Raw genomic sequence first — 13,444 nt, forward strand, 5'->3', positions numbered from 1 at the left:
ACGTGGAACGTTTAGTTATTTCAGCTTCATTCAATCACTACTGTTCCACGTGGAACATAGCAATTTTTTCCTCTTCTTTATTTCGCATCAGCTGTTCGTCAGCTTCTGTCTTGTCTTTGTAACCACAGTAGTGCAAAACGCCATGCGCCATTACACGTCGCAATTCTTCTTCAAATGCAACGTTGAAATCAACCGCATTATCCTTAACCCGTTCAACCGAAATGAAGATGTCACCACCTATTTCATTACCCACTGTATAATCAAAACTAATGATATCCGTCAGCGTGTCGTGGTCGAGATAATGCTTGTTTATTTCAAGAAGATAATCGTCATCACAAAAAATATAGCTAATTTCACCTTCTTTTTTCCCTTCAGAGGCTATTACTTCTGATAGCCATTGCTCGTAGCGTGCCTCGTTATCTAACTCAAATTCGGTCTCGTAATTAAAACTAATCATTCTTCTTAAAGTAGGTTTGCACCCTCTGGTTAAAATTAGGGCGCAAAGGTAGTGCTTGCCTGTTTAATATTTCAACACTATTCAAATATTCTTTCAGCGCCTCAGGCAGTTGATTATTCGTATTATTAAACTCTTTTTTGTTGGTCTGGCTCTGGCGCTTGTTCTCTTCGCCCTGCTGCTGTATGGCGCGGTCAAGCTTTAATAGCTCATGCTTTAGGTTTTGCATGCGTTGCAGCGTCTCATTTTTAAAGCCTTTATTCAGCAATTGCTTTTCTATATCTTTCATTTGCTTTAAGGCATTCTGCCCATTGCCGCCCATGCCCTGCTTCTCAAGCGCTTTTTGCAACTGCTCGCGCAGGCGTTGCTGTTCCTTATAAATCTCCAGTAACTCTCCTGCCTCACCTTCGCCACCCTCACCATTTTCACCTTCCTGTCCGCCTTTTTTACCGCCTTTATCGCCCTTCTCACCGTCTTTACCTTGCTTGTCGGGTTCTTCGCCACCTTCTTTACCTCCTTTTTTCATGCCTTTTTGCATCTTTTCAGCAAGGCCTTCCTGTTTCTTAATTATATCAGGCAACTGCATGCCTTCACCCTGTCCTTGTCCCGGCTTAGGTTTACCGCCACCGGAACTCTGCATCTGCAGCTGGTTCTGCATATTGTTGAGCGCATCACTTAAAAAGTCGGCAAGCTTGTTGGCTGATGTAATGGCATACTGCTGGTTACTTACACCGCGATTAACAATATTCTCGGCAAGGTCAGCCAACGCTTTGTCTACGTAATAATGCACATTGCCGACCTCTTTGGTTATCTCATCGCCGATTTTTGGGTTGCGCAGCGACATTGCAAACAGGCTGTCATCCACATGGCGGAACTGCTGCTTTAAATCCTGCTGCCTTTTTAGGTAAGAACCATACGCCGCAGTACGCCCGTTTGACGATTTGAAGTTATCCATAACATCTTCCTGTGAGAACGAATATGCCAGCAGGTTATCCAGTATCTGACGAAGCATTTTTACATCTTCCTGCAACTGCTCCATCTCGCCCCCTGCCATCATCTCCATCATCTTCTGGCCCATTTTTTTCATTTTCTGGGCAGCTGACTTTTGCTTAGGTTTGGCTTTCTGTGCCTTCTGGTCTTTATCTGCATTCTGCTTTTGGAGTTCTTCCGAAGCTTTCTGCATATCCTCCTCAATCTTTTGCTCCTCCTGCTTATCGGCAGGTATATCCATCGGCTTCTTAAGTTCCTCGTTCTGTTTCTCCAGTTCGCGCATTTCTTCCTGAAGTTTGTCAAACTCCTTATTTATCTCGTCCTGCTTTTGCGCATTGTTTTCTTTACTTTCGCTGAGCTTGTCTTCCTTGTCGCCAAGCTTATTAAGCTTGTCGGCAATCTGCTCCGCCTTCTTTTCAACATAAAAACGTTTTGTAAGTTCTACCAGCTGCTCAAGGCTCTTAGTTTGGTTCTTTGCCTTTTGCTTAAACTGGTCAATCTTGTCAAACAGTTCCTCCTCTTTAAGTTTATTAGTAAGTTCTTTCAGCTCGTCCAGCAGTTTTTGGTTCTTTTCAGCTTCCTTCTCATTCTTCTCAAGGCGCTTCATCAGCTCCTCCTTCATCTCGTCTTTCTTTTCAGGATTGAATTGCTCCAGGTTATCCTGAAGCTTCTTTGAGAACTCCTTCATCATCTCATCCTGCTGTTTTTGGCGGTTAATGAAATCCTGAACTTTCTTTTGGTCTTTAAAGTCGAGGTTGGTTTTCTCCTTACCCATTTTCTGCAGCTTGTCGAGTTCCTGAAGTTGTTTGTCCTGGTTCTTAATAGATTTCTCCAGGTTGTTGATGTTGCTGTTCTGGTCCTGAAGCACCTGTTCCTGCTGCTCGTCCTGTGTTAGCTCCCTGTGAGAGAAAACCGATGACCTTGCACTCTTATACCCATGTGCCGCGTCATTGTCAAACACTTCAAAGTAATATTCATAGGCTACGCCTCCCTGCAGGTTGAGCCCGTTGGGGAAGGTGTAATAAAACCTGTCCACCGCGTCTTTTTTAACCGGCAGTGTTCCACGTTTGGCAGCGTTCGGATTATCCTTAGGGTAATACACTACCTGCAGTTTTGTAAGCCCGTAATCATCGCTCACCTCGCCCAGCATTATCTCACGCTTCAGCTTCAGGCTGTCGGGCGCCGCGGAAACAGATATTGTAGGGTACTGATCTTTGATAGTTGTGATCTGGTATTGCAGCTTTTCATGGTGTTTTACTTTACTATTTGATGTAAGAACCTGGTATTCTGTATTTTGAGTAATATTTTTACTATAGCTGAAGACATTTTCATTCGCATTAAATGCTGAAACACTGCCATTTGACACCCACTCGATGCTATTTGTAGCGAGGGCATTTACCTTCCAGGTTACTTTAGTGCCTTCCGGTACGACAGCGTTTCCAGTTCCACGAACAACTTCAGCCTTCTTGCCGAGGTAGCCAGGGAATTGCAGTGTCATTTCAAAATTAGCGATGGTAGGCACGGCCACAACATTCAGTTCGTACGGGCGGGATGTTACACTATTTGCCTGGAGTGTAAAGGCAATATCTTTGGTTGGCTTTTCAAAACGATAACGGAAAACACCCGGACTCACAGGCTCAAGGAAATAGTTCTCTTCGCCAATGGTAATCGTGGCATTCTCGGGGACTATCCTTCCCTGCGTTTTTACTTCCAGTACAAAGTCGGTTTCCTGTTGGGCAATGAGAGAATTATTCAATACCACAAACTCAAACGGTGCCGGTGGCGCGTAATGCTTCTCATAATTCACCACACGGGTAAAGCTTGATGAAATAACCGACCCGTTTCCGCTTATCAGGAAAAATAATATCAACAGCAAAGGCACAGCCGCATACGGCACATACTTCATGTTCTTTTTAAAGTTCACCGCATTGGTAAAAGGTATCGGCTGCAGGGTATTTGCTTTTTGCTCGATGGAAGCCGCCAGTAATTCGCTATGTTGGCTTTGTCCGGACAGTTGAAGGAAATTGGTCAGCTTATCGCTGATTTCTGAGAAGTGATTGCCAATGATTGACGAGGCTTCTTCATACCCAATACCTTTCTGCAATTTGAAGAGCTTAAATATCGGGAACAGAATGAACCGAAGCAGCAGAAAGGCTTCCACTGCAATAAAAAGCCAGAACAAGGCGGTACGACCATTACTTGGCAGCCACAGGAAATATTCAACCAGCAACGTAAATATAAAGTACATGAGGCCTATCGCGAGGAAAAGTATACTCCCGCGGATAAGCTCGTTCGTATAGTATTTTTTGATGAAGCCCTCAAGCTTCAGGTATATGGTGTTTTTCGCTTCCAATCTCAACAATTGTTTATAACCGATAAAATTACAAATTATACTAATGCATAAACGCTAAATTTTGGCCTGTATGATTTTGTGGCAAAACATTAACATCAGCAGGCACAAGCGTTTACAGAAATTGACGTGATTTGATAATGTAATTCCTCCTGTTGAAAACCTGCTAAATTGTATCTTTGCGCCAAAATTTATCAACAATGGCCAAGCAAGTACGGGTGCGTTTTGCCCCAAGCCCTACAGGTCCGCTGCACATAGGCGGCGTAAGGACTGCCCTTTTCAACTACTTATTCGCAAAGAAACATAACGGTGTTTTCTACCTGAGGATTGAAGATACCGACCAGAACCGCTACGTGCCCGGCGCGGAAGAATATATTGTGGAAGCGCTTAACTGGTGCGGCATCCCGTTTGACGAAGGCCCGGGTAAAGAAGGCAATTATGGCCCTTACCGCCAAAGTGAGCGCAAGGATATGTACAGGCAATACGCGCTTGCACTGGTTGAGTCAGGCTGGGCGTACTATGCATTTGACACTCCTGAAGCGCTTGACAAACTTCGCTCTGATGCCGAAGCCGCAGGACAGACTTTTATATACAACCATACAAACAGAGACACGCTCGACACCTCGCTTAACCTTTCTGCGGATGCGGTACAGCAAAGGCTTGATGCCGGAGATGCTTATGTGATACGTTTTAAAACGCCGGTTGGCGAGACGCTTCAACTAAAAGATATTATCCGTGGGGATATTAAATTTGATTCAAGCCTGCTTGATGATAAAGTGTTATTCAAGAGCGATGGGATGCCAACCTACCACCTCGCCAACATTGTTGATGACCACCTGATGGAAACCACCCACGTGATACGCGGTGAAGAGTGGCTTCCTTCTCTCCCGCTGCATGCATTGCTGTACAGGGCATTTGGCTGGGAAGCGCCGGAATTTGCACACCTGCCACTTATATTGAAGCCTGTAGGCAACGGCAAGCTCTCTAAACGCGATGGCGATAAACTGGGCTTCCCGGTTTTCCCGCTGGAATGGAAGAATGCTGACGGCACTACCTCTCCGGGTTATCGTGAGCAGGGCTATTTACCTGAAGCTGTAGTGAACTTCCTGGCCATGCTGGGCTGGAATCCCGGTACCGACCAGGAATTGTTTACACTTGATGAACTGGTGCAGTTGTTCGATCTGGAGCGTGTACATAAGGCTGGGGCTAAGTTTGACCCGGAAAAGAACAAATGGTTCAACCACCAGTATTTTGGCAGGCAGGATAACGAAAAGATTGCGCATGCGCTGTCACACGTTCTTTTGCAGAAAGGCATCAACAAACCGATTGAGTATGTAACTGAAGTGGTTGCTTTAGTTAAAGAACGGGCCACATTTGCCAGTGAGCTTTGGGACCTGAGCGATTATTTCTTTACCGCCCCGCAAACCTACGATGAGAAAACCATAAAGAACTGGAAGCCTGAAACTGCCGAAATCATGCAGCAGCTGATTGACGTGGTACAGAACACGCTGGACTTCACTTCAGCTAACCTTGAAAGCGTTATAAAGGCTTGGATGGAAGAAAACGGCATCGGGATAGGTAAAGTGATGCAGCCCCTGCGTTTAAGCCTTGTAGGGGCTATGAAAGGCCCTCATCTGTTTGATATCATGGCGATGATAGGCAAAGAAGAAACTATACTCAGGATAAAAGCTGCGATTGAAAATTTAGGATAAGATGAAGCCTCCCTAACCGGAGGCTTTTTTATATCCATAAAAATCTATACCTTACACAAAATCAAAAACCAAGAATTATGGAAAACATCCCTTACTACATTTTATTAATTATCGGCCTGTTCATTTTCTTGTCGTCATTCTTTACAGTAAAGCAACAAACAGCAGCTATTATTGAGCGTTTCGGCAAGTTTCAGAGTATACGCCATGCTGGGCTTCACCTCAAAATTCCGGTGATAGATAAAATTGCCGGCAGGCTTAACCTTAAGATACAGCAACTTGATGTTATCATAGAGACCAAAACGAAGGAGAACGTGTTCGTGAAGATGAAAGTTTCTGTGCAGTTTAAGGTAATCCAGGAGAAGGTGTATGAAGCATTCTATAAACTGGAATACCCGCACGACCAGATAACATCTTATGTATTTGATGTGGTGCGTGCAGAAGTACCCAAGCTGAAGCTAGACGATGTTTTTGAACGCAAAGATGATATTGCCATTGCTGTGAAGCGCGAGCTTAATGAAGCCATGACAACCTATGGTTATGACATCATCAATACTTTGATTACTGACATTGACCCGGATATTCAGGTGAAAAATGCGATGAACCGCATCAATGCTGCTGACCGTGAGAAATCGGCTGCGGAGTATGAAGCAGAAGCGCAACGCATACGTATTGTAGCTAAAGCTAAGGCAGAAGCGGAAAGTAAAAGGCTTCAAGGGCAGGGTATTGCCGACCAGCGCAGGGAGATTGCACGTGGACTGGTTGAAAGTGTTGACGTGCTAAACCAGGTGGGCATTAACAGCCAGGAAGCATCTGCGCTTATTGTGGTTACACAGCATTATGATACGTTACAGGCCATTGGCGGAGATACCAACAGCAACTTGATATTATTGCCTAACTCACCGCAGGCGGGCAGCGAGATGCTGAACAATATGGTGGCATCATTTGTGGCCAGTAACCAGGTAGGCGAATCTATGAAACTGCAAAGACCACGCAAACGCGACCGCGAAGATAATGAGCGCAACAGGCGCAATGAGCTCCCGCCACAGGAAGAAACCAATGATGAGCAATAAAAAAAATCCCGCCTTACGAGCGGGATTCTTTTTTAAAATATCTTTTAAAGAGGTATGTAAGCGCCGCGCTCTTAAGCGGGCCGGAGAGCATTCCGAGTACGCCTAAAACTTTTTTAGGTGTCTCGCCAATGAGGTTATCCGGCTGCAGGCTTTCTTTGGTTTCATCAAGTTCCTTCAGAAGCCTGGCATAGGCAAGGTCTTTCTCCACCTTCATTATCTCAAGGTCTTTATTGATCTGGTCGTATGTGTAATATACTTTGGTATTCATAATCAATAGCTTTTTAAAAATATCCTTGAGAACTTCGCTAAAATAGGCCCTTCTACAATCTTGTCCTGAATTTTATATACAATGATGGCGGCCACGAGGTAAATTACACCAACAATTAAGAATCCAAGCGCATGGTTATCCAGCCAATATCCTATTGCCAGTGCAGCAGCAATAGAAAAGAAGACTGTAACAATGAGCAGCATGATGGCCAAAAGGAACATCTTCAGCATCATTGTAGTAGATTTCATAAGTATCTTGAAACCCCATAGCTTGTAATACCTGAGGTTGGCCTCAAATACTTCTTTCGCCTGCTGCTTCAGGTCACCTATGTTTTCTTTTACGTCTTCTAATCCCATACTATGCTTATTTATATGGCAGCGCCGGTTGCACCTTTAGATGCTGCGGTTTTACCTCCTGTTGTAGCTTCATCAGCCATATGAGATGCCGTAGCGCCTTTACTTTTAAGTTCTTCAAGCTTGCGCTCAAGTGTAGAGATAATGTCATCTTTTTTCTCTTCAACGCTTGCAACAAGTTTATCAAAACCCGCTTCAAGGCCTTCTTTAGATGTGCCAAGCCTGCCTTTAAGCTGCTCTGTAAGTTCACTTATCTTATCTTTCAGCTCATCGCGCTTCTGGCCGTAGCCGTCTTTAATTTTCCTGCGGGTATTTGTACCCTGATCCGGAGCGAATAAAATTCCTATTGCAGCGCCTACTGCGGCTCCTGCCAATACAGCTAATACTGTTCCTGTTTTACCAGCCATGATTATTGTTTTTTGAATTAATAATGATAAAGGTAGCCACATAAATATTTGTAAGATGTTAAAACACCGTTAAGTATTAGCCAAACAATGTGAAAACTGAAAATAAAGCGATTTTACAAGGTTTCTTTATATCAAATGACTCTACGCCTTTCTTACAAAAAAGAATGCTTTATATTTGAAATATGGAAGTCGATTTTGATAATCATTCCTGATTGTATTGACTGAAAGTATAGTAAATATATATAATAGAAAAACCCGGATGCTATTCCGGGTTCTGATAAATATACTTTATATAAACTATTCTTTACTTTCAACCTTAGCCCAGGTATCACGAAGGCCAACCGTTTTGTTGAACACAGGTTTACCATCGGTACTGTCAGGATCAACACAAAAATATCCCAGGCGCTGAAACTGGTAGTGCTCCCCTGCTTTCGCATCCTTCAGTCCCGGTTCAAGATAACCTGTGATCACTTCAAGTGAATTAGGATTGATGTACTCTTTAAAGTCAACCTCTTTATCACCGTCAGGATTTTCATGTGTAAATAGCCTGTCATATATCCTGATTTCAGCAGGAAGCGCATGTTGTATTGATACCCAGTGAATGGTCCCTTTTATCTTACGAAGGCTGGCTTCAGTACCACTGCCGCTTTTTGAGTCTGCATCATATGTGGCATGTATTTCAGTAATATTGCCGTCAGCATCCTTCACAACGCTTTCGCCTTTAATAATGTAAGCGTTCTTTAGGCGAACCTCTTTGCCCAGCGTCAAACGGAAATACTTGCTGTTGGCATTCTCCATAAAGTCTTCACGCTCAATATATAATTCACGCGAAAAAGGCACCTGGCGTGAGCCTGTGCTTTCATCTTCAGGATTATTTTCTGCCTCAAGCCATTCTTCTTTTCCTTCAGGATAATTAGTGATGATGAGCTTAACCGGGTCTAACACCGCCATAACACGTGGTGCGGTTTTGTTCAGGTCTTCGCGCACGCAGAATTCCAGCAGCGAAACATCAATAAGGTTGGTACGTTTGGCAATACCTATTGTATCAGCAAAATTGCGTATAGCGGCAGGTGTGTATCCCCTTCTGCGCATGCCGGAAATAGTACTCATACGTGGGTCGTCCCAGCCTTTTACATGACCTTCGGTCACCAGCTGAAGCAGCTTACGCTTGCTTACAACGGTATGGCTTAGGTTACGGCGGGCAAATTCACGCTGTTTAGGGCGTACTTTGCTGCTGTCATATATCTGGTCAAGGAACCAGTCATAAAGCTCCCTGTGCGGCAAAAATTCAAGCGTACAAAGAGAGTGTGTTATCTGCTCCAGGTAATCGCTTTCGCCATGTGCCCAGTCATACATAGGGTAAATGCACCAGTTGTCGCCTGTGCGGTGATGGTGCGCGTGTATAACGCGGTACATAATAGGGTCGCGCATCAGCATATTAGGTGACGCCATATCTATTTTTGCGCGAAGAATATGCTGCCCTTCAGGGAAGTCACCGTTCTTCATACCTTCAAAAAGGCGGAGGTTCTCTTCTACGCTGCGGTCACGGTACGGGCTGTTGGTGCCCGGCTGTGTAGGCGTACCTTTTTGCTTAGCCATTTCTTCGCTGGTCTGGCTGTCAACGTAAGCCTTGCCGTTCTTTATAAACTCAATAGCCCAGTCATACAGCTCCTGAAAATAGTCTGATGCATAGCGCTCTTCAGCCCATTTAAAGCCAAGCCACTCTACATCTTTCTTTATGGCATTAACATACTCCTGCTCTTCTTTGGCAGGGTTGGTATCATCAAAACGCAGGTTTACAGGTGCCTTGTAACGCAGCCCCAGACCAAAGTTCAGGCAGATGGCGCTGGCATGGCCTACGTGCAGGTAGCCATTAGGCTCTGGCGGGAAACGAAAACGCAGCTTATCCTGAGACAGGCCTGCTTTTAAATCGTCTTCTATTATTTGTTCTATAAAATTCAGTGATCTTTCTTCAGCCGACATAGTGGTTTTTTATATGATGGCAAAGGTATGGATTAGTTTGAATGTTGTAAAGTTGAAAGTCTGAAAGTTCAATTATAGAATCTTGTAACCAAGTAAAACAGATATTGAGCCGTTTGTATTACTGTGTGTAAGTGACTTTTTAGCGTAATAGTTGATTCCTGCACTATAATTTTTGTAAATATAACCAAAGCCAACCCGCAATAACGATGAACCTGAATTTGCGTTCTTATAATCGATATTTAATATGTTATTATTCCTGGTATAAGTTGCCGTGGGCTTTGAACCGATAACAGTATTGAAGCCATAAGCTATGTCAAGATTAAGTTCAGAATTCTTATTTAAAATGAAATAATGTCTAATTCCTAAAGGCATTTCTACGTAGGAGTATCCAGTTATCTTTAAATCAGCATCATACGCCTTAATATATTGAGATATCTCACCTTGACTATTATAGGTAGGAGTTGTAAATAAAGCCCATTTTTTATGGTTGAATGGAAGCCTGATTTCTGCTTCAAATCCTAGTAAAATGTTTGTTTCTGCATCACCTTCTAAACTTATCTGATCATAACCGCTTCCTCCAACACCAAATCTTTCTAGGAGTACATCAATTTTCGATGTATAAAAATTTATCCCTGTGACAACTCTAAGATTAAAGTCCGCCATTGTTTTCCTTTCAGCATAGTTCACAGTTTCTGAATCTTGACACTCATTATACCTTGTAATGACTCCAAGTAGCTGATTTTCATTATATTTAATCTTTCGTATATCACCTACAGTTTCACATTTTAAGCTATTGTATAATTCTAATCTGAAACTGTTATCAGTTTCTTCCCTACCAGTAGCAGTACTTAAATACCTGGTGTATATTAAGGGTTTTACAGGCTGGCCTTCAAAATGGAGAAAATATATATCATCTCCATTTTTTAATAATGAGGCTTTACCTTCAGCAATAACTTTTAAAAGCTGCTTTCCGGATTTTATTGCAATGTTGCCCTTCTGCTCAGGGATTGCCGGCACGTCGTATTCTTTATACATGTGAGATGTACCCTCAATATAAAATGATTGAAGCTGAGACGTGTAAATTTTCTTTACTTCGGCTGACTCGTCTGTTTTATATTCAATTTCAGTCGGGATTCTGTTCCAGTCATAGTTTTTAATCAAGCATTCTGTCTGTTGGTTGGTTTTAGTTACAAAATATCCTTTTTGGAATGTGGTTTGGGCGGTTGCAGTGATAAAGAATAGGAAAGAACAAAGAATAAAGATTTTTTTCATTACGGGTGTGTTGGTTTAATGATTATAATTTCGGCTAAAATATAAAAATTGAAATTGTTAAAAGGGTATTACAAAACTTTATCGGTAGCGCCAAAACTTCCTAACTTTACAACTTTAAACATTACAATAAATGGGTATAATCAAATTACAAAATATACGTACCTTTTCTTACCACGGCTGCCTTGAAGAAGAAGCGAAAATTGGCAGTGATTACAGGGTGGATTTGGAAATTAAGGCCGATATGAGGAAGCCTAAAGAAACAGATGAGTTGGCTGATACGGTTGATTACGTACACCTTAACCGCATTGTTGTTGAAGAAATGGCAATACGTTCAAAATTGCTGGAGCATGTGGCACACCGCATTGTAAAACGCATTTTTGCTGAATTGCCTGAAGTTTCCCGGATATTACTGGGAGTAAGTAAATTAAATCCGCCGATAGGTGGTGATGTTGAAATGGTTATTGTCCAGCTTGAAGAATACAGGTCATAAAAAAAAGAGGGTTATACCCTCTTTTTTTTATGCTTTATCTTGTATTTGCCGTCGCTGTAAAGGTTTGACGCTGTTATTACATGTGCCAGGGCATCTTTAGCCAGTTCAGGGTCTAGGCGCATGGGCCTCATAACGGTGTCATTAATAAGCCTGAACTGTAATGGCTCTTTACCAGGCTGCATTATCACTACTCTGTCTTCTACCCTGAAGGCGTTTATGTCATGAAACTGCATAATGGCACGCCCTTCATCTGTCGGCTTTATATCGAAAATATTCCTGCCGGGCATTGGTGTCTCGGCAGTTATTCCGGCCAGGCTAAGCAATGACGGCCCCATATCAATCTGGCTGCAAAGTTTAGTGTACTTCTCCCCTTTTGGCACACCCGGGCCTATAACCAGCGCAGGGATGTGGAATTTATTTACAGGTACCAGGCTCTTGCCATAAGTTCGGGTATTATGGTCGGCAATTACAATGAAAATCGTGTTTTTGAAATATGCTTCTTTCTTAGCCAGCTCAAAGAATTTACCAATAGAGAAATCGGCATATTTCATTGCGTTATGTACCGTATTTTTCTCTTTGTCATGCAGCTTTATCCTGCCATCAGGAAACTCAAACGGCTCATGGTTTGAGGTAGAGAACATTAATGAAAAGAATGGCTTATTACCTTTTGTTTTAAAGTAATCATTGGCTTTTACAGCAAGGTCTTCATCACTGTAACCCCATGTGCCTTTCATAGCATATTTTTTACCATCGCTGTCAAAATCCTCCTCATCAATGATATTCTGAAAGCCATTGCCGTTAAAGAAAGCAGCCATGTTATCAAAATTAGCCATACCGCCGTATATAAAGCTGGTATCATAGCCGTTATCCTGAAGTATATCGGCCAGGGTAAAGAACCCTGTCTGCGAGTTGCTAAGCTTTACCACGCTTTCAGACGGTGATGGTAAAAATCCTGAAACTACTGCCTCAATACCTCTTACGCTTCTTGTGCCGGTGCAATACAGGTTTCTAAATAGTAATCCTTCTTTTGTAAGCTTGTCGAATTCAGGCGTTAAAGGCATACCACCGAGGGCACCCACATACTCAGCACCCAAACTCTCCTGAAGGAAAATCACTATGTTGCATGGTTTTTTTCGCTTGAAATCTGCATCCTGAATGTGAAGCAGCGGAAAGTCTTTATCTGTAAAATCTTCAGGCGCGGCTGTCATGTATTTCTTTACGCGGCTGTAGGCTTCTTCCTTGTCCATTTTACCATACATTTTTGCTGCATTATCTTCATTTTTTAATGAATATGCTGCGAAAGCCACAGTGTATGTTGAGTTAAGCCCGAATGAATTAGTAAGCTGGTCAAATGAAAATACAGCATTACTGGCGTTTATCGGCCTTTTTGAGGTAAGGCTTGAACGCGCACCCACAAAAAGCAAAAAAGCCACTACCGGAAACACCAGCAGCCTCCATTTATAATCATTCGTAACTGGTACAAAAAGCTTTTGTCGCCGCCTGTACAGCAAATAAATGAATACCGACATTACAACTAATGTGATTATAATTGAAGGGAGGTAACTTTTAAACAATGTTCCTATAACTTCTTTCGGGTATATGAGATAATCAAGGAAAAGCCTGTTTGGCCGGGTATCATATTGCTGTACGAAATCAAGAGTTGATAGTTCCATGATCAGCAAAATGCAGAGCAGCAGTGTAAAATACCCGTACAGAAATACTTTAAAATAGCTTAAAAATCTATCCGGCACCAGTGAAAGGATAATTGCCGGTAAAAATGAAAGGTAACATAACAGTATCAGGTCAAACCGCAAGCCAATCGGGAAAATATACCAATAATGTGGTGAATCATCTACCCTGTCTTCAAAGACCAGAAACAATATCAACCTGCTTAATGTTGTGATACATAGGCCAATAAAAATAAAACTTAATATTGGTTTTAGGTGAGCCAGCTTTTTCATCCTGTTAAATAAATCTAAAATTTGTATTAACGAAATGTTAACTTTTTTATTTTGAGGCAAGTATAGGAATTTTTTTCTTTCAGTACACTTTTTTCTTGCGATAGTGTAAATAATATGTAAATTTGCCATCCACG

At 42.4% G+C, this 13,444-nt stretch carries 11 protein-coding genes; 3 read left to right on the plus strand and 8 right to left on the minus strand.

All coding sequences use genetic code 11. From position 1 onward, the window contains the following. Window positions 1–37: 37 nt before the first annotated feature. Window positions 38–457, minus strand: a complete 420-nt coding sequence (gene ybeY / locus LRS05_RS02870) for an rRNA maturation RNase YbeY (protein ID WP_257866938.1) — start codon at window positions 455–457, stop codon at window positions 38–40. Continuing rightward, complete coding sequence (locus LRS05_RS02875) at window positions 450–3,797, minus strand: DUF4175 family protein (protein WP_257866939.1); 3,348 nt, start codon at window positions 3,795–3,797, stop codon at window positions 450–452. The genes ybeY and LRS05_RS02875 overlap by 8 nt, the downstream gene beginning before the upstream one ends. A gap of 197 nt (window positions 3,798–3,994) precedes the next feature. Between LRS05_RS02875 and gltX the strand changes: the two genes are divergently transcribed. Continuing rightward, window positions 3,995–5,506: a glutamate--tRNA ligase gene (gene gltX / locus LRS05_RS02880; protein WP_257866940.1), complete on the plus strand. Its 1,512-nt coding sequence runs from the start codon at window positions 3,995–3,997 to the stop codon at window positions 5,504–5,506. 77 nt (window positions 5,507–5,583) lie between these two features. Then, window positions 5,584–6,576, plus strand: a complete 993-nt coding sequence (locus LRS05_RS02885) for an SPFH domain-containing protein (protein ID WP_257866941.1) — start codon at window positions 5,584–5,586, stop codon at window positions 6,574–6,576. Between the two features lie 13 nt (window positions 6,577–6,589). Here LRS05_RS02885 and LRS05_RS02890 read toward each other — a convergent pair whose 3' ends face one another. The 5 genes from LRS05_RS02890 to LRS05_RS02910 all read right to left on the minus strand — a co-directional run bounded on the left by LRS05_RS02890 (window position 6,590) and on the right by LRS05_RS02910 (window position 10,859). Continuing rightward, window positions 6,590–6,844 (minus strand): DUF6327 family protein, encoded by a 255-nt coding sequence (locus tag LRS05_RS02890; protein WP_257866942.1) that lies wholly within the window; start codon window positions 6,842–6,844, stop codon window positions 6,590–6,592. Window positions 6,845–6,846: 2 nt separating this feature from the next. After that, window positions 6,847–7,200, minus strand: coding sequence for a phage holin family protein (locus LRS05_RS02895; protein WP_257866943.1), 354 nt, complete (start codon window positions 7,198–7,200; stop codon window positions 6,847–6,849). Between the two features lie 11 nt (window positions 7,201–7,211). Next, the gene (locus tag LRS05_RS02900; RefSeq protein ID WP_257866944.1) at window positions 7,212–7,604 is read right to left on the minus strand and encodes a YtxH domain-containing protein; all 393 of its coding nucleotides are present in this window, start codon (window positions 7,602–7,604) and stop codon (window positions 7,212–7,214) included. Between the two features lie 297 nt (window positions 7,605–7,901). Next, window positions 7,902–9,587 (minus strand): glutamine--tRNA ligase/YqeY domain fusion protein, encoded by a 1,686-nt coding sequence (locus LRS05_RS02905; RefSeq protein WP_257866945.1) that lies wholly within the window; start codon window positions 9,585–9,587, stop codon window positions 7,902–7,904. 72 nt (window positions 9,588–9,659) lie between these two features. Next, a complete protein-coding gene (locus LRS05_RS02910) occupies window positions 9,660–10,859 on the minus strand; it encodes a hypothetical protein (protein ID WP_257866946.1) in 1,200 nt (399 codons plus the stop codon). Window positions 10,860–10,989: 130 nt separating this feature from the next. Between LRS05_RS02910 and folB the strand changes: the two genes are divergently transcribed. Next, window positions 10,990–11,349 (plus strand): dihydroneopterin aldolase, encoded by a 360-nt coding sequence (gene folB, locus LRS05_RS02915; protein ID WP_257866947.1) that lies wholly within the window; start codon window positions 10,990–10,992, stop codon window positions 11,347–11,349. 11 nt (window positions 11,350–11,360) lie between these two features. On the opposite strand, the gene LRS05_RS02920 is transcribed toward folB, so the two are convergent. After that, complete coding sequence (locus LRS05_RS02920; protein WP_374707753.1) at window positions 11,361–13,310, minus strand: LTA synthase family protein; 1,950 nt, start codon at window positions 13,308–13,310, stop codon at window positions 11,361–11,363. Window positions 13,311–13,444: the final 134 nt, after the last annotated feature.

Source organism: Flavobacterium sp. J372 (genome assembly GCF_024699965.1).
In the GTDB taxonomy this organism is placed as follows: Bacteria; Bacteroidota; Bacteroidia; order Flavobacteriales; family Flavobacteriaceae; genus Flavobacterium.